Below are 20952 nucleotides of genomic sequence, written 5' to 3'. Positions count from 1 at the left end.
TGTTTAAAGCAGTTACCGTACCATAAAAGTTTAATGTTCGGAAGTACGTATGCTGTTACGCAAGTAATTGAGGATTTTTTTCCCGGCTTCGTTTAAAACCGTTCCCGTACCCTGGCAGTTTTGACAAGGCTTAGTGCCAATTTTGCCTAAGCCTTTACAGGCAGTACAAGTCTCTTCCAATGTTAGGTTAGTGCCCATGGATAAACTCCTTAGTTTTTTAATTAAAATTTCTCATAATCTGGTGATCCTGTCAATATGTTGTTGCTGAAATCCATATTATTTTCCACCCAAAACAATATACAGCATGATCAAAAAGCCGGCAATAATAACCCAATTCATGGCCCAGGAAGATTGGGACCGGTTTTTTAACACAACCTTAATACGTTCGCGGGCCTTCATACGCTCGAGCTCTTCCTCATAAATCCTTCGTTTTTCTTTTCGAGTCAAAGGCATAAGAATCACCTTTCTACTATGTAAGCTGCCAGGTGGATAAGAAAACTATGTTAATAAAAAATACTGATGTTAAAGCCACTTGCAATTCTTTAGAGGCATGGTCGGCTATTTCCCAGATATATTAGCTGAAAATAAAAACACGGCCATTCATGTGCCGTGTTTTTTTGCTGCGACGGAGAGCGAGTTAGTTAACAAAATATATTTGGTTAAATTTGTAAATTATAGTAATTTCATTATATAAGGTATACTTGTAAAAAACAAGCCCTTACGAACAATTTTTAATAGTTGCTATCTATTCTCTTAGATCAGTTTCGACGACTACAACGGGCGCAGGAGTATTTTCTTCGCATGGTTCACTGCCGTTTTGCCTGCCGGTATTTAGTTGTGTCAGTAAATCAATGATTTGTTTATTTTGCGCTATAATAATTTCCTGGGACTTGGCTATTTGCTCAAGTGGCAGGAGTGCGGACTGAATTTTTTCTACAATGTATTTTATAATTTTGTCATAAGATGCCAACATAAAACCCCCCTTATATTTTCTGATATATTATATTGCTGTGATCCTGAAAGGTGAGTACGATAAAGGATTTTTTCGAAGGCAAAGAGAATTTGATAGAGTATTTGCCGATAAATGCGAATGAGAAGGGGTATTGGAGGAGAACATAGAGTGAAACTTGGGGAATTGGTTAAGAATCCAAAAGGATTTAAAATAACAGGGATATACCGGATTTCACGGTTTGAGGTTAAAACCGCGAGAAACGGTAAAGCATATGGCGATTGCCTGATAAGCGATCATAGCTTTGAGGTGCCGGCTAAGTACTGGGATATACCCACTGAACGAGTCGCATTATTTCAGAAGAATGGTGTACTGCGAATTGACGCTACGCTGGATTATTTTAAAGACAGCCCGCAATTGACAATTGAGAGTGTTTTTCTGCCGTTGCCGGCGGAAGTCGACCAGTCTTTGAGCAGCCTGGGGATGATGGCACCGAGGCCGATAGACGATATGTATGTTGAACTCAAAAGCATAATTGCCAATGTCGGGCATGAAGGCCTGAGAAAGCTGTTAACAGGTATTTTTGTTGATGACCGGCAATTTGCTGAAAAGTTTAAGCGTCATCCGGGTGCCGTCAAAAATCATCATGCCTATATTGGCGGCTTGCTTGAGCATACACTTGAGGTTGCGGTGGGAGCTCTCGATTACTGCAAGCGCAATGATAAGATAAAAAGGGACATTCTTTTGGCAGCGGCTTTGGTTCATGATATCGGCAAGGTACGGGAAATCGAAGTAGATATGCTGGGTATGGGTATAGGTTTCACCCGGGAGGGGAAATTGCTGCGGCATATTTCGCTTGGCTTGGAAATGCTGGAGAGTGCCTGTCAGTCGGTAGGACTGGAGGCAGAAATCAGTTTAATGCTCAAGCATTGTATTCTCTCTCATCACGGGCAAGCTGAGTGGGGAAGTCCGGTAGAACCCATGTTTTTAGAGGCAGAACTGCTGCATTATCTGGATAATCTCAGTGCTAAGACAGAACAATTTTACCGTGAAGCCGAGCGGGCGGAGCCCGGAGGTTTTAACAAAAGCGCAACACTGCGGCGGGAGATATATCGTCCGGGTTGGGAGTAAACGGGAAATAACCGGGTAAAAATTGTATTTGAAGGCAATTAGCGGTAATATATAATATAGGCAAAAATAAGTATGGTGGTGTTATATTGACAAGTCCAAGTATTTATCAGCAGGCTGTCCGCGAGATCTATGAGGCCATTGCTGATGTGGATACGGTAAAAACGCTGCAAGAAAAGTACCATGCTGTGATTGAAGGCCGGACAACGACCCATGAAGCCGATGTGTACTGGGAATTTACTGATGGCGATATTACTTATAAAACAGTTATTCAAGCCACAGAACGGACAACGCTGGAAGAGTTATCCAAATTCCTGCGTATTGTCAGGGATGTACCCGGTCAGGTTATGGGAATCATTGTAACTTCACCGGTGTACCAGAAAGATATCAAAGAGATGGCGGCTACTGCGGGTATTCTCCTCTGCGAACTGGCAGCACCGGCCGCCGGCGAGGTATGGGAACCGGTTGTCAGCAATATCCGGGTTAATGTAGATAAGGCATGGGTCAAAGAGGCCAAGGAAAAAGCCGGATTGGGTAACGAGCCGGTGGCTGTAAGTGCCGATCCCAGATATAGTTTTATTTATGATGAAAATGGCAATTGCGTGACTACTGTGCAACGAATTTTCGACCAATATGGCAAACAATTGCAAGCCACTGCCGGCGGGCCGCAAACCATTGTACATACTTTTAACGATTCTGCTTTTTTACAGACAAACCATGAACTGGTGCCGTTTATTAAACTGGATAATATAACGTTTGATGTTGAATTAGCGAATATGAATCAAATTCATGGCAAAGAGATGCTAGCTGATATTTTAGACAGCATATTGCATTATTTCCGCCGCTAGAAAAGACTCGGCGCTGGCTCAGACTTCAGTTATAAGTTTTTTTGTAAAAATAAAAGTCCTGGCAGTTCATCCCAATGAACTGTCAGGACTTTTTATTTTAATTAAATGAATGTTGGCCAAAGGGAATACTTTTTCCGACAGCTCAATGCTGAACAGAAATGTTTTTTTATCAAAATAAGAGCTATCCGTATTATCCGGGCGCAGGACAATCGTTTTTATTCGATTTTTAAAGTAACTTTGGTCCTGAATTTGTAAATGGTCCCCAGATTGATTATTTTTAGAAATGGGTATATAATTAAATAGAACACATGTTCTTAAAATAAGAACACTGAGGTGAGTCAATGCAACGCTGGATTATTCACGTGGATATGGATGCTTTTTTTGCCGCTGTTGAACAGCGGGATAATCCCCAATTGCGGGGTTGCCCGGTAATTATTGGAGGAACGGGGACACGCGGCGTTGTATCTACTGCCTCCTATGAAGCTCGTAAATACGGGGTTCATTCGGCTATGTCAACGCTAGAAGCCCGGCGGCGATGCCCGCAGGGAATTTTTTTAGCGACTGATCACGCAAAATACAGTAAAGTTTCCAGCGAGCTTCTAAGGATATTTAGCGAATATTCGCCCTTGGTGGAACCTTTGTCTTTGGATGAGGCTTTCCTTGATGTGACCGGTATGGAGGGGCTATTTACCAGTCCTGTCGATATTGCCGTTACAATAAAAAAACGCATCCAAACCGAACTTGCCCTTACCGCTTCGGCAGGGGTAGCTCCCAATAAATTTCTGGCAAAGCTTGCTTCTGATATGAATAAGCCGGATGGATTAATGGTCATCCGTCCTGATGAAATCGACAGGATATTGGCCGATATACCGGTCAGCCGGTTATGGGGTGTAGGCAAAAACACAACGGAAATACTGCTTAAAATAGGGCTGAAAACAATTGGCCAGGTGGCTGCGGCTGATCCTAGCTTGCTTGTCAAATATTGCGGCCAGTTCGGGCATACGTTGCATCAGCTGGCCAACGGACAGGATGACCGTCAGGTTGAATCTGACTGCCAGCCAAAATCGATTGGTAAGGAAACTACTTTCTCGACGGATTTGTTTGGCATTGAAGAGCTTAAGACCGAATTATGGGCTCAGGTAGAAAAGGTAGGCTGGCGGCTTAGAAGGCAGGGGCTAAGCGGGCGGACAGTAACCGTCAAAGTACGCTTTGCCTCATTTCGCACGACTACCCGCAGTCACACGCTGGGGGTTGCTGTTAATCTCGATGAATCAATTTATCATGTTGCCGAAGAATTGTTAGGCAGGGTTTCGTTAAATGAGGGCGTTAGGCTGCTGGGGGTTGCCGTCAGTGGTTTGGTGACAAGCGGCAGTCAGCTATCCCTTTTTGAGCAGGAAGATAAAAAGGCGGAGGCTGTCGCCAAGGCCGTTGATAAACTCAAGGAGCGTTTTGGAGAAGGGACCGTTATGCGCGGGCCGACAATGATAGCCCGGAAGCGGTAAACAGGCCTACGGTCTGGCGCTGCGGGCCAATTCCCGGTGCAGCCTGTCAGCTATCTGGTCGGTTGTTAGGCCGGTTATATTGAGATAAATAGTGGCAGGATGGTCAATTATGGTATAATGATAATTGCCAAGACAAATATCGGCAGGTTCGTGCCGGCATAGGCAACCATCATCGGTGTCCGGACGGTAACTGGTATACAGGTAGGCATCCGCCGTTTGGCCTGGGCGGGAAGAATAAGTGCCGTCTACAACCAGGAACCCCTGGTGGGTAAGTTCATTAGCCAGTTTTTGATTATAGTGGGCTAATGCAATTGTTTTTGGCATGATGAGCACCCTTTCTACAAATGCTAAATAAAATACTCCAAATACCCTTAAGGAACCGGCTGTATTTCTTACCTGTCCGCAAGGGGATGGCATAGGCCAGGCCGCTTTTTATGTCAGCAGGCCAGCTACTGTTTTTAATATGACAGGGTGCGGCATTAAATATGTAGGAGGGAATCAAATGATTAACAGAAAGCGGATACTTGACGAATTTTATGAACTGGTACAGATTAAATGCTCTACCCGTGCAGAACGGCAGGTGGCTGATGTTATTAAACAGAAACTGGTCAACTTACATACAGAAGTAACGGAAGATGACACCGGTGGTAAAATTGGCGGCAATTGCGGCAATGTGATAGCCTTTTTACCCGGTACGGCAGCCGGGGCTCCCGGAATACTTTTTACGGCCCATCTTGATTGTGTGGAACCCTGCGGCAACATTCAGCCTGTTCTAAAAGATGGCATCATTACGTCAGCCGGGGATACGATCCTTGGTTCTGATGACAAATCCGGTGTAGTAGCGATCCTGGAAGTTCTACGTGTGATCAAAGAGCAAAATATTCCTCATGGCAATATCCAGGTCGTTTTCACGGTAGCCGAGGAAGGCGGTCTCAATGGCTCTAAAAATATCGATCCGTCTTTACTCAAGGCTGATTTCGGGTATGCGTTGGATTCCAGCGGTTCACCGGGGGAAATTGTCAATATGGCGCCTGGCCAGAATCAATTGGAAATTATCGTTCACGGGAAGAAAGCCCACGCGGGTGTTGCGCCTGAGGAGGGTATCAATGCCATAGTCTTGGCCGGCAAGGCGCTGGCCGGCATCCGTGACGGCCGGATAGACCAGGAGACCACGGCCAATATCGGTATCATTGAAGGGGGAACAGCGACTAACATTGTGCCCGACAAAGTTAAGATTGTGGCTGAAGCCCGCAGCCGCAATATGGAAAAACTGACTGCCCAGACAGAGCATATGCGGCAAGTATTTGAAGAAACGGTTAAAGCCAGTGGTGGCAGAGCCGAAGTCAGCATCTCGAAAAAATATGATGCCTATGTACTGCCAGAAACAGCACCTGTTGTGCAGCTTGCCCGCCAAGCTGCGGAAAGTATCGGACTCACACCGGTAATTAAGGCGACCGGCGGTGGCAGCGACGCCAACTTCTTTAATAGCTATGGTGTTCCCACGGTCGTACTCGGCACGGGTATGTCCAAAGTGCATACTACTGATGAATTTATCAAAGAAGAGGATCTCTATAATATTTGTGCGTTTACGCTGGCAATCGTCAAGGCTGCCGGACAGGCTAACAAGTAGAGAATCCTGGATATTGATAATACTTTTTCGCAGAATATGAAAAAGCGAGTTTGCTGCGTACTGCTTGCCGGCGGATCTATTCCGCATCACAAGCAGGTTACCAAGCAAGCTCGCTTTTATTTTTATAATATATGTTTCTTTCGCAGCAGCCGGCAGAGTAAGTACATCAACCGGGTAAAGCCGCCGACCGTTTGCAGCAGGCTTTGCCGGATGGTCTGTTCCGCCGGCTGCTCGGTTTTTGGATCAGACAGATACATGGCCAGTAATCCGTCCACTACCGTGCGGGCAAAGGTTGTTTCCGGCAGTTGTCCGGCCTGAGCGTAGGCCTGTTTAATAAAAAACGTGAGACGTGCAAGGGTAAGCTGGCTATTTTCATAATACGCTACAAAGTTTAGGTCGCCGCCCTGGCGGTCTTCCGCTTCGTCTATAAAGTAGTCAAGCAGAATATGCAGGCCGTTAATCCAGGGGAAATAGGCATCAGCAGTTTTTTCGGCTTCCTCGGCGGTCAGTTCGGGATTATGGGCGATTGCACACAGCATAAACATTCCGAGGGTGGATCCGGTAGCTGCGGCGAATTCCCAGGCGGTAATTCCCGGATAGTCGGGCAGATGGCCATGAATCCAGGAAAGCAGTTTTTGTTCGCGCACTTTGGGATGCAGATGTTTTAATGTTTGGAGCTCGCTATACAACCCGGCTTGCCGCAAGGCTTCCGTTTTAACCAAGTGGTAAGCAGGAAGTTTGTTAATCTCCTGACGGCAGACAGCAACAAGGTTATGTAAATAGCCGCCGTCATCTTTATAAGGATAGGCGGCATAGTAATCGTTCATTGGTCTATCCGGATCAAGAGCATCGGTGACGGCAAGATGGAGTTGACGAAAGGCATCCTCATCAACAACACCGGCCCGGTCACAAAGGTTGTCAAGATAATCACTGATGGTCTGCAGAGCTACTACCAGCCGGACAAAATCAGCGGTAGGCACATTTTTATACAGGCTGTATATGCTGCCGCCCTTGCAGTGAAAACTTTTGCTCGTAATGCTGGCAAGTGCCTGATCGGCTAGTTCACGCATACCGTGCGCAGCCGCATAAGCCTGCCAGTGGGAAAGCTCCTTGTTAACAAGCGGGAATACGGTATAGACAAACTTAATTAACAGGGTAAGGCGTGTGGTAGTAGTAGCCAAGGATAATCCCATAGTGCCCTCCTTGTTTGTGCCTTTAGCTAATTATTCGATAATCAATTCAAAGCCAAGTTCTTTTTTAAACCATTTGCGGTGCTGTACAGCCGCCTGACGTTCAATACTTACAGGATCCCTGGTGATTAGTTTAAGAGTGGCCTGATTGCCGGTAATGGTTGGCTCAACATCTTGTACTAAGCCAAGTTCAGTTGTTTCCAGACTCTCAGCCAAGGCCAGCAAGAGAGACAGCTTACGGGCTGTTTGCCAGTTGTTTTGATCAAGAAACTCGCTGTATATTTTGTTGCGGACATACTTGGCGGCCGGGCCGTTATGCCAGCCGGCCACTACGGCTGCCAGCATTTGTTCACGGTGAGTAAGACCGAATAGCCGGGCGTTTTCAACAAGATAGGCGCTGTGGCGGGCATGATCATAGTAGTTGATGGTAATGCCGATGTCATGCAGTAAAGCGGCTACCCGGAGAAGGCGCCGGTCCCTAACGGATAAGCGTAATATGGACTGCCATTTGTCAAACATGGTTTCCGCCAGTTTGGCCACATGTTCGGCATGGGCTTCATTCCCTTTATAAAATAGCAGCATGTTGCGGGTGGAGTGCAACAGAATATCGGGGATAATGACTGACGATTGTTGCTTGGAAAGATAGTATTCCAAAAACATCCCTTCCCTGACACCGCAGCCACTGACAATGATCTGAGAAGCCTGCGACAGCTCCAGCAGCGATTTGACGATCGTAGTTCCGGCGATAATAATATCAGCACGTTCACTACTGAGTCCCGGATACTTACGGCGTTGGCTCAAATTCGTCCTATTTAATTCCCGCCACAACTCCTCAAAGGCCATTGCCCCGAAACGGTAATTATGTACCTTGGGAAAGGGATAATGTTTGTACTTTTGATCCATCTTAGCAATATTGCGCGCCGTACCGCCCACGCCGACAAGAGGCAGCCCTAATCGCTTAAGCCAGGGTAGCCGTTCCAGGCGTTTCATTATATAATCACGCATGGCAGTTAGCTGACAATCACTGATTTTATCCTGTGAGTCAAATTTTTCCGTAAGATTGACTGCTCCGAACGGGAGACTAAAAACCTCAACCGGCCGCCTGTTTTTCACTAAGGTGATCTCGGTACTGCCGCCACCTAAGTCAAAAAGCAGTGCATTCTCTACATCAATCGTGTTGATAATACCGGTATAGCCGAGCCGAGCCTCAGCCTCTCCGCTAATAACGCGTAAGGGAATACCGGTATGCTGATGGACCAGGTCAATAAATTCAGCACCATTTTTGGCATTGCGTACAGCGGCGGTGGCTACCGCCAGAATTTTATCCACTTTGATCAGTTCACACATATGGGCAAAGACCTTGAGCGTGCCGATAGCCCGCCACATCGCATCGCGGGTGAGTACTCCCGATTCCAGCATACCTTCACTCATACGCACGGATTCTTTCTGGTTATATACTAAATTGTAGGCTCCGTTGTGATAAATAGTCATAACAATAAGGCGGGCTGAGTTCGATCCAAGATCAATGATTGCTACCCGTTCGGTCAAAACGTTCAACTCCTAACTGCGTTTATGCAATAAGACTACTAGTGGAGCGTCTACGCTGAAATCATAATTACTTCGCGGGCCTTTTTCCGCAATGCTTCGTTGTCGTCGGTTTACATATTCCCGATATGTGCACCTCCTCCGCCTCGCCTTGCGAAAAAATTCCCGCGAATTCTTTTACGCTTTCAACGTAGACGCTCCACTAGTAATTATTCGCTATTCTTGCTAAAATCCTTCTCGCCTGGCTGATATCCATGATATTTTAATCATAGTGGACCAAATTTAAAATTGCGTTAATTTGCTGTTAATTTAGTATTAAGTCCTAATAATAAACACAGGACTTTTGGTTCTAACCGTAGAACTAAATGAATAAGTAATAAATCATGCCACTATTTTAGGGGGATCTAAATGGCCAAACATGCGCCTGACAGGTTTGCCGCCATTCATGTCGGCTCAGAACAGATTGGGGTACAAATAGTAGAATATACGAAACTTGATGATGTGAAGGTTATTGAACAGAGCTACTGCCAGGTAATGTTGGGTGAAGAGACATTTAAAACCGGACGGATTAGTTTTGGGGCCGTAAGCGAAATCTGCGAACTGTTAAAGGGATACCGCCGGATGCTTTCCGAATACGGTGTGCGGGACTATCGGCTGGTGGCTACGACGGCGATTCGGGAAGCGGAGAATCAACCGTACATTATTGACCAGATTAAGGTAAAAACCGGCTTAAATGTGGAAGTAGTCGATATGCCGCAGGAGATTTTTTACAAATATGTATCCCTGGTGAAAACCGTAAATGACCACGGTCTGCTGAATTCCCAGGAAGGTATGCTGTTTGTTGATATCTCTTCCGGTGCTCTTGGTTTTACTCTCTATAAGGAAGGCAATCTTCGCTATCAGCAAAATATCCATATCGGCGCACTGCGCATCAAAGAAAGTTTCGAAAAGAATCAGCGGGATTCGGTTCATTTTCAGCAGGCTTTGTCGGAATATATAAGCAGTACCATTGAGCCTGTGGAAAAAGAAATGCGGCAGCATGATATCAAGCGGCTGGTACTATCTGGCGCTGAAACCAGACTGCTGCTAAAAATGCTTGGCAAAGAGCAAGAGCGAATTACTTTTGTCAGTTTATCCGAATTTGACAGCCTTTATAAAACAGTACGTTCCTTGAATTTGCCGCAGATCATAACGACATATAAATTAACCGAACATAAGGCTGAGATTGTCTTGCCGACTATCGTACTCTACAAGCAGATATTGTCACTGACAAATCCTAAGGAAATTGTTATTTTGAGTGACCAATTTTCCGATGGTATTGTGATTAAACATATTGCTGAAAAGACCGCAGATAAGCATAATGAGCTTATCGAGGACCAGATGATCAGTCTGTGTTGGGAGATTAGTAAAAAATACTATTATGATCCTAAGCATGCAGCCGCCGTAAAGCATTGGGCGATGCTGTTATTTGATAAGCTGGGGCGTATTCACGGTTTGGGTGAGCGTCACCGGCTGCTGTTAAAAGTAGCCGCCATTCTGCATGATATTGGTAAGCATGTTAATTTGCGGCGGCACTATTTCTATTCTTACCGGTTAATCATTTCTTCAGACATGTTGGGCTTTTCTAAAGCAGAAAGAGATGTAATCGCCAACATTGCCTTTTATCATTCCAAAGGAACACCCTCTGACAATGATGCCAATTTTGCCTATTTGACACCAAACCAAAAGGTTACCGTCTCAAAGCTTTCGGCGATTATCCGGCTGGCTGATGCTATCGACCGCAGCCATCGCCAAAAGGTCAGTCAGGCAGAAGTTGTTTTGCGCGGTGATGAATTAATCATTACCGTTACCAGCAGGGAAGATCTTTCGTTGGAAGGCTGGACCTTTGCTGATAAGGCTGATTTTTTTGAAGATGTTTTCGGAATAAAGGCGATACTAATCAGACGGGTGGGGTGAACATCATGGCAAACGCCAAAAACAACCATAGATTTGATGATCCAGACTACTTTTTTAACCGGGAACTGAGCTGGCTTAAGTTTAACCGGCGTGTATTGGGAGAGGCCGATGTCAAGCATAAGCCCCTCCTGGAACGGTTAAAATTTATTGCCATTAGCAGTTCCAATCTGGATGAGTTTTTTATGATCCGGGTAGCCGGTCTTAAACACCAATTGGAGAGCGGTGTAAATAAAGTGGATGCCGCCGGTTTGTCGGTACGGCAGCAGCTTGTGTGCATTGCCGAGGATACACACGAATTAGTGAAACTCGAATACCGGTTTTTAAAAAATATCCAGGCTGAACTGGAAGAGGCCGATATTTGTTTTTGTGATAGTAACAGCCTGGATGAGTGGGCGCAGGAGTGGATAGAAAACTTTTTTGACAATACGATCTTTCCGGTTATTACGCCGATGGCAGTGGATGCCGGCCACCCGTTTCCCTTTTTGACCAATCGCAGTTTGAATCTTGCCGTACTTTTGTGTCAGGACCGGAGCGACGACCATGCGGCGGTTATTCAGGTGCCAGCCGTACTGCCGCGTATTATTGAAGCGCCGTCCAATGGCACTAAGCGCCAGTTTGTTTTTCTGGAGGATATTATTAAACGCTATTGTGGAAAACTTTTTCATGGCTATACGATAAAGGATGTTGTGCCGTTTCGTATTACCCGCAACGCCGACTTGTCCATTGATGAGGAAGATGCCGAAGATTTGCTGGCAGAGATTGAAAAATCCCTGCGTCAGCGGAAACACGGTCAGGCGGTAAGGCTGGAAATCGGTAAAACCAACAACCGGCCGCTACGGGAGTTGTTAGTTCATAATCTCAACATTGAAGAGCAGGATATTTACGAGATAAACGGACCGCTGGATACTACCTGCTTTTTTAAGTTCAGCGACATACCTGGTCTTGAATACTTACTGCATTGTCCGGTGGCTGCTCAAATACCCCGGGAGCTAATCGGCGTGACCAATCTGTTTGACACTATCCGGGAGCGGGATATCCTCCTGCACCACCCTTATGAATCATTTCAGCCGGTGGTGGAATTTGTGCGGCAGGCGGCCTGTGATCCTGATGTTTTGGCTATCAAGCAGACGTTATACCGGGTCAGTGGCAATTCGCCGATTGTGAAATCGCTGGCACAGGCTGCGGAAAATGGCAAGCAGGTTACCGTGCTTGTGGAATTAAAGGCCCGTTTTGATGAGGAAAATAATATCCTTTGGGCCAAACAGCTGGAAGAAGCAGGCTGCCATGTCATCTATGGCCTGGTAGGCCTCAAAACTCACGCGAAAATGATATTGGTGGTCCGGCAGGAGCAGGACGGCATCAAACGGTATATCCACATGGGAACCGGCAATTATAATGACGCTACCGCCAAGATTTACACCGATATGGGCCTGTTTACGGCCAACGATCAGTTCGGAGCGGATGCATCAGCTTTCTTTAATGTACTGTCAGGTTACTCGGACCCGCCGGTCTGGAATAAAATTGTTGTGGCGCCGCTGGGGCTGAGGGAAAAAATAAAAGAACTGATCGACCGGGAAATGGAGTTTGTCAAAGCCGGTAAAAAAGGGCGCATCATCGCCAAAATGAACTCCCTTGTGGATCGGGATATCGTGCTTAAACTGTATGAGGCTTCTTGCCAAGGAGTTAAAATAGACCTGATTATTCGCGGAATCTGTGTACTTAGGCCAGGAGTGCCCGGCGTCAGTGAGAACATCTCTGTGCGTAGTATTGTTGGCCGTTTTTTGGAACATCACCGTATCTTTTATTTTAGCAACGGTGGTGATGAGCGGGTATTTTTATCCAGTGCCGATTGGATGCCGCGCAATCTCAACGAACGAGTGGAACTCTTTTTCCCGATTGAGGACACGAGACAGATTGCACGCATCAAGGATATTTTGGATATTACGCTGGAAGATAACCAAAAAGCTTATATAATGAAAAAGGATGGTACATATCGCCGGGTGGATAAACGTGGCAAAGCGGTCAATTCACAAATGGAATTTTATGCTGAGGCCCAAACAGCGGCTCGGGAACCGGACATCTCTATCGAGCAGCGTCTTAAGCCTCTCTATCGGCGGGCAGAGTAAAAAAACAACCCTGGCAGGATTTTGACAATGGCCGTATAATATTCACGGTAGTGGTAATAATTTGTTTCTAGGAAAAGAGGCGACAGGATGCAAGAAAACTACAAAGTAGCGGTGCAGCATAATAATAAGTGCGGGTATATCGAATATGATCAGGCAAATAAAACGATAAAGGTCGTTTTTGATGATCCGGCAACTCGCCAAATTATCGAAAACTATATGGCGTCTGAACACGTCATACGGATACCTGGTGAGGGGTTGCTGGATTTCAAAGAAGTAACGATTCGGCCAAGTGAAAGTGTAGAGAACTTTAAGACAGCACTTACCCGCATCTGGGAAAAAACAGGTGTACATGTCGACTGGAGTCGACCGGTAGCGTGACAATTTGTCACGCTTTTTCTTTTTTTAGGTACTACCCCGCAAAGTTATCCACAAAGTTATCCCCAAAACACCTTAAAATGTGGATAAACTAGTGGATTGCTGTGGGGAAAACGGAAAACGGGGGTAAAAAATACCCTAAATATCAGCATTATAACTGTGGATAACTGTTCATGTTAACTATGTGGATAAAATATTTGACAGAACAGTATAAAATGTAGCATTATATATATATAACGTTATTTTATTTTGCTATTATGCTAAAATGGAGAATTATATTATGATTGTATTAGATAATTATGATAAAGCTATCCTTAAGGCATTACAAGAGGATTCTTCAATATCTAATTTAGATTTATCGAAATTAATTGGTTTATCTCCTTCGGCTTGTCTGGCAAGAACGAGGAATCTAAAGGAGCTTGGTGTTATCAAGCAATTTACCACAGTTGTTGACGAAAAAAAACTGGGGATAGAAACACTGGCGTTTATTCTAGTAAATTTGTCACCGCTTAATCGGGAAACCGCGAATTTTTTTGTTGCGCAGATTAATCGCTTGCCCCAGGTACTGGAGTGCTATACGGTTACAGGCAATCACGACTATCTTTTAAAAATTGTCGCTAAAGATATGAAGACTTACCGGGACTTTGTTATCGATTCGCTGATGGCGATACCGGGAGTCAACCGGGTAGAGACCAGTATTGTCATGAGTACGGAAAAAAGGACGATATCCATACCAGTTGAACAGGAATAACGGAGGGCTACAATGGGGATAAAACGGGCAGCTTTACAGGCGGCATTTCCACATACCCTGCCGGTGTTGACGGGGTATATTTTTTTAGGCACGGCTTTTGGGGTATTGTTGAGCAGTAAAGGATATTCACTCGGCTGGGCTATTTTAATGAGTACGATCATTTACGCAGGGGCGGGGCAGTTCGTAGCCATCAGCCTGCTGACTTCTGCTTTTAATCCGCTGTATGCGTTTATCATTACCCTGGTGGTAAATGCCAGACATTTATTCTACGGTATTTCTTTGCTAAACCGGCTGAACGGAATCGGCCGGAAAAAGTCTTATGTGGCTTTTGGACTGACGGACGAAACCTTTTCTATTCTTTGTTCGGCAGAACCGCCTAAGGGGGTGGACCGAAGCTGGTTTGCCTTTTTTATTGCATTGCTTGATCATGTATACTGGGTAGCCGGTTCAGTCTTAGGAGTTTTGTTGGGTACGCTGGTGGATTTTAATGCCAAGGGAATTGACTTTGTTATGACGGCTTTATTTGTGGTGATATTCATCGAGCAATGGAAATCTCAACAATACCACGGTCCGGCAATCATCGGCATAGCTTCTTCAGCGGTTTGTTTACTGGTTTTCGGAGCCAATAATTTTATTATTCCGGCAATGCTTGCCATTGTCTTGGTTTTGAGTGTATGTAAAAAATCGCTGGAAAGGAGAGCCGTGCAATGACGTTAACGATACAGCAGTCTTTAATTATCATTGCGGTAGTTGCTCTGGGAACCGTTTTAACTAGATTTTTACCGTTTATCTTGTTTCCGGACAATAAAAAAACGCCCAAATATATACTCTATTTGGGCAAAGTGCTGCCTTTTGCAGCGATTGGTTTGCTTATTGTCTACTGCTTAAAAAATGTCTCGGCGCAGGCGGCTCCTTATGGTATTCCCGAATTAATTGCCATCGGCTGTATTGTATTGCTGCATTTGCGAAAAGGCAGCGTACTCCTTAGTATTGGCGGCGGTACAATACTCTATATGGCCTTAGTTCAATTCGTATTTGTATGAAAAGTTGTTATTCTTCATAAAAAAGATCATTCAGCCAGCGACCTGTTTGCCGGTTGCCTTGGGCACTGACAAACTCCCCTCTTCCTGTGCGCATGTCTTTTAGCCAATGGCCGCGGTAACAGTCACCGTTGGCCCAGGTCATAACCCCTTCGCCCTGCCGCAGACCTTTACGGAAAGCACCTTCATATTTTCCACCGTCAGGATAAAGCATTACGCCCTGGCCGTCAGGCAGTCCGTCTGCTAATGTGCCTGTGTAGAGAGAACCGTTTTTCAGCGCAAAATCTTTTACACGCTCAGCCACTGGTGCCGAGGAGCGTGTCGCAGGTGGCTTGCCGGGTTCATACGGCCTATGTTTTCCGATTGCGATATTTTCGAGCTCGGCATTTAAGCTGGCAATATCGTCGGTATTAATTCTGCAGGCCAGCTTAACGCGGTAGACAACCAGGTTATTTTCAAAGGACCTGGTTTCTGATAATAACTTGGTTTCCACTTTGGCCATGGTCACACTCTGAATCCAATCATCAACCAATTCATGATTAGTAACCGTTGTACTGCCGGCAATGACAACTCCGGCTTCTTCCAGTGCCTGCCGTTGTGCATCCAGCCAAGCACGTTGCTTTGCCTGAACCTCGGTTTCAGTTTCGCCGACGCGCGCTATTCCCTCCGCAAAGATGGTCTTGATTTCGGCGTGGGCAATATTGCCTGCAGAGAATAGAAACGATAGGAGTAATACAATAATTCCCGGAGACAGTATAACTTTTTTTCGCATAGATCGCAGCTCCTTTAGTAGCATATAGTAGAATTATTATACGATGGCTGTTAAAAATCCTTTCCGGTCGACTCACCACGGTTACGGCAACAAGAAACTCCTTTTTTTAGCCAAGGCCGCAGCTTTTTTTAGTAGCTGCTGCCTTGGCTGATTTGAAACCGAGTTAACAATGTCTGAACACCGTGGCAATTTATTCGTCAGACTGAGCCAGGGGAAAGTGAACTTCAAAAGTTGTTCCCTGCGGGCTTGTGGTTACGTTAATTTTAGCTCTGTGGCGATGGGCTATTCCATAACATACGGCCAACCCTAAGCCTGTCCCATAGTCCTTGGTCGTTAGAAAGGGAGTGCCGAGCTTTTGTAAGATCGCTTTGTCAATGCCTTTGCCCTGATCCTGAATGGCTAAAACAACATGATTTTCCTGAAGAAAGGTTTTTATGATAAGCGTGCCGCCAACCGGCATGGAGTCAAAGCCGTTGCGAACAAGATTAAGGATTATTTGTTGAATTTCTTTTTCATTAATCATTATTTTGGGTGTGTTCGCAAGACAATAGAGCATTCGATTGCGTTTTTCCAATGCATTGGCTTCGATTATTGGTCTTAATTGTTCTAATAATTCTTGCAAATCTTGCAATGTATAGGCCGAATTTAACGGGTCACTTGTTGTTATTGATAAAAAATCCGAAATAATGGCATTTACTCGATCTAATTCGCTGATCATTAACTCAAAATAATTTCTGTGATACGCATAGGCCGGTTTTTGCATAAAAAACTGTAAAAAGCCTCTCACGGTTGTCATTGGGTTTCTAATTTCATGGCTTATTCCTGCCGACATCTGACTGATTAAATTTAGTTTTTCCAGGTAGATGAAATCCTGTTCAAGCTGTTTTTTGACTGTAATATCGGTCATTACGGATAACAGATAGGGTTGACCCTGAATGGTGATGAACTCCGCGTTGAAGATGCCATGAATGGGCTTGTTGTTTTTGCACCTAATCAGAATTTCGAAATCTCGCAAGCGACCCTGGCTTTTCATTAGCCGGATCGCTTTTTTTCGATCGCTATTATCCATAATACCTAATTCCAGCGATGTTTTTCCGATGACATCCTCTTTATTGTAACCAAGTATGTATAGTAAAGCATCATTTACTGCGATATATTTACCATCATCTATATTACTAATTGCCATAGGACATGGGTTGAACATAAAAACTTTTAAGAATAATTCATCCAAAGTCTCTATTGAGCGCATAACAAAATCCTCGCATAAAATATATGGAGTATGTTCTACGAGGAACAGAACAATCCCTTTAAAATTATTCCATTAATGTAAAAAATAAGTTATTATACTAAATATAGTAATAAAATGTTTGGAAAACCATACTGCCTACTCGGTTGCTTCCACTACCTTACAATTGACACGCTACATCCGAAATGCTATACTATTTATCGTTATCTCAAGCAATAGTGTTAGTTTTCTGCCTATCCGATCTGTCATTAATATTGCAAATTAATAAGATGATTTTCTAACGGCAGACATGATATAATATGTAGGTAGGAAATTGGACCAAGATACAGATATTTTATAGTGTACAATATATGCGCCCGTAGCTCAGGTGGATAGAGCGGTGGTTTCCTAAACCGCGTCTTGCGGGGGTTCGAGTCCCTCCGGGCGCACCATAAAATTAGGATCGACGGGTTGGAGCAATCACAACCGCGTCTAAGGGGTGGGACAACCCCGGAGCAACATGCGAAATTTTGTTAGCAGGTTCGATAAATTCGAGCCTGCTATTTTTTTTCTGGATCATCATTATCCTTTTTACTAACGGCGTTGAAAGAAGGATGGACAGTGTATATTGAGATCAAGACGCTGACTGGCAGACTGTCGGAGGATCAGGAGAAGTTTAGGGAACGATGTAATTCGCACATGGAAACCGACAAATAATTGAGATATGAAACAAAAAGAGAACAGCCTCATGCTGCTCTCAGGTTACTGATGTTTGGATATATCGAATTCTTTTTTCGCCATTGCTTTGAACCAGTCTAGATGAAATATGAGATGAAGAATGACTAAAACCGTTAAGGAATAGCTTGCCCATTCATGTAAGAGCTTGATGTGCATGGCCAATAAAAATGGCAGGAAGTATGATAGATTGATCGACATTGCAATTCCTGTAAGGACACTTACTGCTCCAAGTAATAGTAATGTGATATTTAAATAATAGTTTCTTTCAGGTTTTGAAAGCATAAGAATTCCTCCATATTAATTTTTGACATAACTATACTTGATAAATATGTCAAAAATGTGACAAAAAACAAATTTAGGAAAACTTGCAGTGACAATAACGAAATGAACGTTTTTTTGTAGCAAAATTGCTCAACTATTCATAGATTATAATATACCCCTTACTTTATGGATGGGAGGCACACATATGGGATTTAGCAGATTCGGCGGCTTTGGAGGTCGAGGCGGCTTTGGTTGCTTTATAATAATTATCATTATTCTTTTGCTGTTCTGCTGTTGTGAAGATGAGTGTAGCCCGACCTGTTAAGTAGTTTTCCTTAAAGCCAAACCACATCGAGATATTAAGAAACACAGAATGAGGCATTACATAACAAGGATGCCTCATTCTGTGTTACACCGCTAAGTAAATGGTCGTTCGCTGTGGGCATTTTTTTCTTTAATAATATTTTTACAAATCTTTAACAATGGAATTAGCGTTTAGTTGTATTATTTAGTTAAACCTATCTCTCTTACATGAAATATTCTTCACAATATTCCTCTTCCTATGAAAAGCACCCAGCAACCGCCATACTGCTGGGTGCTTTTATTTTGACGATATTAGCCTATCTCTCAGCCAGCGACTGGGGGTAGCGATTTATTTAGTACTGAAACAGGAGCATACCCGTTCTCACTATTAATATTTTTCCAGAACAGAATCAATAGACACACATGAATCGTAGTTCGGTAAATAGTTATTAGTTAGGGGGCAGAATTTGATATGAGCCTTTTTTTGTGTTATTAGAATAATTATTATTAAAAAATAAACAAGGTACATATTAGTGCTTTAGTCCTATCTAATTAGGTTGAAAGTCTTGACTGATTATGACGGTTGCTGTAATATGATAGAAAAAGTTAACATTTTTGAAAGAGACGTTGCGGTATAACGTGAGATACATGCCATTTTTGGGGGTATTTATAGCCACCAGTATTTGATTAAAAGGATGGAAACCAATGAAGAGTACTGATAATTTTAATTTCAATATGACGGAAGAAGAATTAAAAGAACTACTAGATCAATTGCCAAGTATTTTATTACAGCTTGAACAAGAAAATGATGAAAGATTGGTAAGTCATAGATCTTCTAAGCATTACTTATAAGTAGGTGATAATAAATTCGGTCCTTGGCGTATGATGGTGCTTGTTACTGCTTTCTGTTAGATAGTTAATGGAGAATAATTATAGCAATATTAATTGTAAATAATTAGCTAATTTATTGAAAAATAAGGACGCAAAGCCGTGGGTCTAAGGAAAGAAAATCTATGACTGCCTGGTTGCTTTCACAAATAGTTTTGTGATGCAGCCAGGCATTTTTTTGAAAATTGGATTTTATATTTTGACAATCATTTAGGATACTTGGAGGAATAATTATGTCAATAAAGGCCAAAATTGTCAGTTTACTCGTTGTATATCTAGTTGTTTCGGGAATAATTATTGGCGGCGCTGGAATTTTTATACTATATCAACAAACTTTGCACAGTACGGAATTGACTATGCATAATCAGAAATTACAGTTAGTTGGTCAGGTTAGAGATCTCTTGGATTCTTTCGAGAAAAGCGGAAAAGTATATAACATGGACAATGATTTTCAATCTGGTGATCCATCTCGTATACAGTCAAAAATTGCTTCTTATTTTGGGACATCATGGGGGATAGATCGATTAAATTTTATTGACACGGCAGGGAAAAGAATTGCGATTGTACCTTATGAGGAAAAATTTATTGGTGATAATTTAGCAGACAGGAAGTTTTTTCTGGATACAATCAAGGACCGGAAATCGCATATTAGTGATGCCATTTAAGTCGCGCCACAGGACAACCTTCGATCATTATTACGCAATCAGTACAAATGGAAACTGGACCAAAAAAATACGCTAAGCCAAAGGTTGCGTTGACTTAGCGTATTTTTCTGCGTGTGCCCAGCATGGACGCATCTATAGGAAGAAAGCCCGAACGGGCTAGGACCTACTGTTAGCCAAGAGAAAGGGTGTGAAGCGTGCGCGTCTCTTTTTCTTACTTCTTTATTTTTGCTTCTTATCGTCATAAAGCAACGGCTTGGCCGCAGAGGGTTGTAAGTTCATATTTTTTATAGTTTTGGAATTCAGTAGAGCGTCGTCTTGCCAGACTTGATAGATATAGAGAATAACGGCGTGCCCGAGAGTAATGGGCAGTGAGTATAAAGGGTGAATATAAAATTCGAATATCCCTCTAATTGGCAGGAAATAATTGAGTAAGAAGAAGTTAAAGCCTATATCCAGAACTAGATTTGCCAGCATATATATCCAAAATCGCTCATATGTAAATTTGAAAACCCACATGGTTAGTACCGGCATTGTACCGTAATAATATGGCAGCATTTCGTTGAACGGAAAAATCGCTTGGATTGTCGCCCATAACCCCAAAGCTGTCCCGGCGTCATGAATTATTGTTGTTGTTACTACGGCGGCCAAAGCAACCGGAAACCATCGTTTAATTTCTTCCTTTTTCATAAAAAAGAGAGTTAGCCAGGCAGCAATAAACATTAACCATAGTAATACGGTATTACTCAAAGTATTCACTCCTTACTATACGATTTATTTTTAGGTTGAACTTTAAATCTGAAAGATATACGAAATTAAGACTATGAAGTTGTTACTATGCGGCAAAATCTCATTTGTGTGAAGCGAAGAAAAGAAGCGGAATTAGATTATGAAATGCCGGGGCAATTAGTAAATGAAAAAGCCAGCCGTCCCGGCTGACTTTTTCTGAATACCATAATTATTGTAGCATGTCAAACATTGGAGTGCATAAGTAAGGTTTTTTTGCGGGGCTTTATTTATTTGCAGGATATGGTTTGGGTGTGGAGAATACTGGTAATAAAGT

Annotated in this window: 22 protein-coding genes, 1 tRNA gene and 1 riboswitch; of the genes, 13 read left to right on the top strand and 10 right to left on the bottom strand. The window is 43.5% G+C overall.

Annotated features, from left to right (window positions below; genetic code table 11):
- Positions 1-30 precede the first annotated feature (30 nt).
- The 3 genes from BLR65_RS06450 to BLR65_RS06445 form a co-directional block, all read right to left on the bottom strand.
- Positions 31-198, bottom strand: coding sequence for a hypothetical protein (locus tag BLR65_RS06450; protein ID WP_093793374.1), 168 nt, complete (start codon positions 196-198; stop codon positions 31-33).
- A 78-nt stretch (positions 199-276) separates the two neighbouring features.
- Entirely contained in the window at positions 277-453 is a 177-nt protein-coding gene (locus BLR65_RS29560) for a hypothetical protein (protein ID WP_169717079.1), read from the bottom strand.
- A 292-nt stretch (positions 454-745) separates the two neighbouring features.
- A complete protein-coding gene (locus BLR65_RS06445) occupies positions 746-973 on the bottom strand; it encodes a hypothetical protein (protein WP_093793373.1) in 228 nt (75 codons plus the stop codon).
- Between the two features lie 147 nt (positions 974-1120).
- Here BLR65_RS06445 and BLR65_RS06440 point away from each other — a divergent pair, with 147 nt between their 5' ends.
- The 3 genes from BLR65_RS06440 (at position 1121) to dinB (ending at position 4427) form a co-directional block, all read left to right on the top strand.
- On the top strand, positions 1121-2080 hold the full coding sequence (locus BLR65_RS06440; RefSeq protein ID WP_169717080.1) for a 3'-5' exoribonuclease YhaM family protein: 960 nt from the start codon (positions 1121-1123) through the stop codon (positions 2078-2080).
- Positions 2081-2166: 86 nt separating this feature from the next.
- On the top strand, positions 2167-2925 hold the full coding sequence (locus BLR65_RS06435) for a hypothetical protein (protein WP_093793371.1): 759 nt from the start codon (positions 2167-2169) through the stop codon (positions 2923-2925).
- A 341-nt stretch (positions 2926-3266) separates the two neighbouring features.
- A complete protein-coding gene (gene dinB, locus BLR65_RS06425) occupies positions 3267-4427 on the top strand; it encodes a DNA polymerase IV (protein ID WP_093793369.1) in 1161 nt (386 codons plus the stop codon).
- A 6-nt stretch (positions 4428-4433) separates the two neighbouring features.
- On the opposite strand, the gene BLR65_RS06420 is transcribed toward dinB, so the two are convergent.
- Positions 4434-4751 (bottom strand): hypothetical protein, encoded by a 318-nt coding sequence (locus tag BLR65_RS06420; RefSeq protein ID WP_143122514.1) that lies wholly within the window; start codon positions 4749-4751, stop codon positions 4434-4436.
- A gap of 178 nt (positions 4752-4929) precedes the next feature.
- Between BLR65_RS06420 and BLR65_RS06415 the strand changes: the two genes are divergently transcribed.
- A complete protein-coding gene (locus tag BLR65_RS06415; RefSeq protein ID WP_093793367.1) occupies positions 4930-6057 on the top strand; it encodes a M20/M25/M40 family metallo-hydrolase in 1128 nt (375 codons plus the stop codon).
- Between the two features lie 122 nt (positions 6058-6179).
- Here the strand turns inward: BLR65_RS06415 and BLR65_RS06410 are convergent, their stop codons facing one another.
- The gene (locus BLR65_RS06410) at positions 6180-7250 is read right to left on the bottom strand and encodes a tetraprenyl-beta-curcumene synthase family protein (RefSeq protein ID WP_093793366.1); all 1071 of its coding nucleotides are present in this window, start codon (positions 7248-7250) and stop codon (positions 6180-6182) included.
- Between the two features lie 30 nt (positions 7251-7280).
- A complete protein-coding gene (locus tag BLR65_RS06405; RefSeq protein ID WP_093793365.1) occupies positions 7281-8795 on the bottom strand; it encodes a Ppx/GppA phosphatase family protein in 1515 nt (504 codons plus the stop codon).
- Positions 8796-9200: 405 nt separating this feature from the next.
- Here BLR65_RS06405 and BLR65_RS06400 point away from each other — a divergent pair, with 405 nt between their 5' ends.
- The 6 genes from BLR65_RS06400 to BLR65_RS06375 all read left to right on the top strand — a co-directional run bounded on the left by BLR65_RS06400 (position 9201) and on the right by BLR65_RS06375 (position 15043).
- Positions 9201-10748, top strand: a complete 1548-nt coding sequence (locus BLR65_RS06400) for a Ppx/GppA phosphatase family protein (protein ID WP_093793364.1) — start codon at positions 9201-9203, stop codon at positions 10746-10748.
- Between the two features lie 5 nt (positions 10749-10753).
- A complete protein-coding gene (locus tag BLR65_RS06395) occupies positions 10754-12874 on the top strand; it encodes an RNA degradosome polyphosphate kinase (protein WP_093793363.1) in 2121 nt (706 codons plus the stop codon).
- A gap of 87 nt (positions 12875-12961) precedes the next feature.
- A complete protein-coding gene (locus BLR65_RS06390) occupies positions 12962-13252 on the top strand; it encodes a hypothetical protein (protein ID WP_093793362.1) in 291 nt (96 codons plus the stop codon).
- 277 nt (positions 13253-13529) lie between these two features.
- On the top strand, positions 13530-14000 hold the full coding sequence (locus BLR65_RS06385; protein ID WP_281241500.1) for an Lrp/AsnC family transcriptional regulator: 471 nt from the start codon (positions 13530-13532) through the stop codon (positions 13998-14000).
- A 12-nt stretch (positions 14001-14012) separates the two neighbouring features.
- Positions 14013-14711, top strand: coding sequence for an AzlC family ABC transporter permease (locus tag BLR65_RS06380; protein WP_093793361.1), 699 nt, complete (start codon positions 14013-14015; stop codon positions 14709-14711).
- Positions 14708-15043, top strand: coding sequence for a branched-chain amino acid transporter permease (locus BLR65_RS06375; protein WP_093793360.1), 336 nt, complete (start codon positions 14708-14710; stop codon positions 15041-15043). Before BLR65_RS06380 ends, BLR65_RS06375 begins: the two co-directional genes overlap by 4 nt.
- Positions 15044-15050: 7 nt before the next feature.
- Here BLR65_RS06375 and BLR65_RS06370 read toward each other — a convergent pair whose 3' ends face one another.
- A complete protein-coding gene (locus BLR65_RS06370; protein ID WP_169717081.1) occupies positions 15051-15812 on the bottom strand; it encodes an MORN repeat-containing protein in 762 nt (253 codons plus the stop codon).
- A 190-nt stretch (positions 15813-16002) separates the two neighbouring features.
- Positions 16003-17061: a two-component system sensor histidine kinase NtrB gene (locus tag BLR65_RS06365; protein ID WP_093793358.1), complete on the bottom strand. Its 1059-nt coding sequence runs from the start codon at positions 17059-17061 to the stop codon at positions 16003-16005.
- A gap of 349 nt (positions 17062-17410) precedes the next feature.
- Here BLR65_RS06365 and BLR65_RS06360 point away from each other — a divergent pair.
- Positions 17411-17489: transfer RNA gene (locus BLR65_RS06360), tRNA-Arg, on the top strand.
- 310 nt (positions 17490-17799) lie between these two features.
- On the opposite strand, the gene BLR65_RS06355 is transcribed toward BLR65_RS06360, so the two are convergent.
- A complete protein-coding gene (locus tag BLR65_RS06355; RefSeq protein WP_093793357.1) occupies positions 17800-18057 on the bottom strand; it encodes a DUF4405 domain-containing protein in 258 nt (85 codons plus the stop codon).
- A 987-nt stretch (positions 18058-19044) separates the two neighbouring features.
- Between BLR65_RS06355 and BLR65_RS29555 the strand changes: the two genes are divergently transcribed.
- A complete protein-coding gene (locus BLR65_RS29555; RefSeq protein ID WP_169717082.1) occupies positions 19045-19191 on the top strand; it encodes a hypothetical protein in 147 nt (48 codons plus the stop codon).
- A gap of 95 nt (positions 19192-19286) precedes the next feature.
- Positions 19287-19372, top strand: a riboswitch (cyclic di-GMP riboswitch).
- Between the two features lie 88 nt (positions 19373-19460).
- Positions 19461-19892: a hypothetical protein gene (locus BLR65_RS06350; protein WP_093793356.1), complete on the top strand. Its 432-nt coding sequence runs from the start codon at positions 19461-19463 to the stop codon at positions 19890-19892.
- A 219-nt stretch (positions 19893-20111) separates the two neighbouring features.
- On the opposite strand, the gene BLR65_RS06345 is transcribed toward BLR65_RS06350, so the two are convergent.
- Positions 20112-20639 carry a hypothetical protein gene (locus tag BLR65_RS06345; RefSeq protein WP_093793355.1) on the bottom strand — a complete coding sequence of 176 codons (528 nt, stop codon included), beginning with the start codon at positions 20637-20639 and terminating at the stop codon, positions 20112-20114.
- Positions 20640-20952 lie beyond the last annotated feature (313 nt).

The organism is Sporomusa acidovorans (assembly GCF_900101845.1).
Lineage (GTDB): Bacteria > Bacillota > Negativicutes > Sporomusales > Sporomusaceae > Sporomusa > Sporomusa acidovorans.
The sequence above is the reverse complement of the archived record's forward strand: the minus strand, read 5'-3'. Positions and strand labels throughout refer to the sequence as shown.

Excerpts from the sequence above, each read along its gene's own strand:
- BLR65_RS06450 (WP_093793374.1), bottom strand. The coding sequence starts at position 198 with ATGGGCACTAACCTAACATTGGAAGAGACTTGTACTGCCTGTAAAGGC.
- BLR65_RS29560 (WP_169717079.1), bottom strand. The coding sequence starts at position 453 with ATGCCTTTGACTCGAAAAGAAAAACGAAGGATTTATGAGGAAGAGCTC.
- BLR65_RS06445 (WP_093793373.1), bottom strand. The coding sequence starts at position 973 with ATGTTGGCATCTTATGACAAAATTATAAAATACATTGTAGAAAAAATT.
- dinB (WP_093793369.1), top strand. The coding sequence starts at position 3,267 with ATGCAACGCTGGATTATTCACGTGGATATGGATGCTTTTTTTGCCGCT.
- BLR65_RS06420 (WP_143122514.1), bottom strand. The coding sequence starts at position 4,751 with ATGCCAAAAACAATTGCATTAGCCCACTATAATCAAAAACTGGCTAAT.
- BLR65_RS06415 (WP_093793367.1), top strand. The coding sequence starts at position 4,930 with ATGATTAACAGAAAGCGGATACTTGACGAATTTTATGAACTGGTACAG.
- BLR65_RS06410 (WP_093793366.1), bottom strand. The coding sequence starts at position 7,250 with ATGGGATTATCCTTGGCTACTACTACCACACGCCTTACCCTGTTAATT.
- BLR65_RS06400 (WP_093793364.1), top strand. The coding sequence starts at position 9,201 with ATGGCCAAACATGCGCCTGACAGGTTTGCCGCCATTCATGTCGGCTCA.
- BLR65_RS06395 (WP_093793363.1), top strand. The coding sequence starts at position 10,754 with ATGGCAAACGCCAAAAACAACCATAGATTTGATGATCCAGACTACTTT.
- BLR65_RS06390 (WP_093793362.1), top strand. The coding sequence starts at position 12,962 with ATGCAAGAAAACTACAAAGTAGCGGTGCAGCATAATAATAAGTGCGGG.
- BLR65_RS06385 (WP_281241500.1), top strand. The coding sequence starts at position 13,530 with ATGATTGTATTAGATAATTATGATAAAGCTATCCTTAAGGCATTACAA.
- BLR65_RS06380 (WP_093793361.1), top strand. The coding sequence starts at position 14,013 with ATGGGGATAAAACGGGCAGCTTTACAGGCGGCATTTCCACATACCCTG.
- BLR65_RS06375 (WP_093793360.1), top strand. The coding sequence starts at position 14,708 with ATGACGTTAACGATACAGCAGTCTTTAATTATCATTGCGGTAGTTGCT.
- BLR65_RS06370 (WP_169717081.1), bottom strand. The coding sequence starts at position 15,812 with ATGCGAAAAAAAGTTATACTGTCTCCGGGAATTATTGTATTACTCCTA.
- BLR65_RS06365 (WP_093793358.1), bottom strand. The coding sequence starts at position 17,061 with ATGCGCTCAATAGAGACTTTGGATGAATTATTCTTAAAAGTTTTTATG.
- BLR65_RS06355 (WP_093793357.1), bottom strand. The coding sequence starts at position 18,057 with ATGCTTTCAAAACCTGAAAGAAACTATTATTTAAATATCACATTACTA.
- BLR65_RS29555 (WP_169717082.1), top strand. The coding sequence starts at position 19,045 with ATGAAGAGTACTGATAATTTTAATTTCAATATGACGGAAGAAGAATTA.
- BLR65_RS06350 (WP_093793356.1), top strand. The coding sequence starts at position 19,461 with ATGTCAATAAAGGCCAAAATTGTCAGTTTACTCGTTGTATATCTAGTT.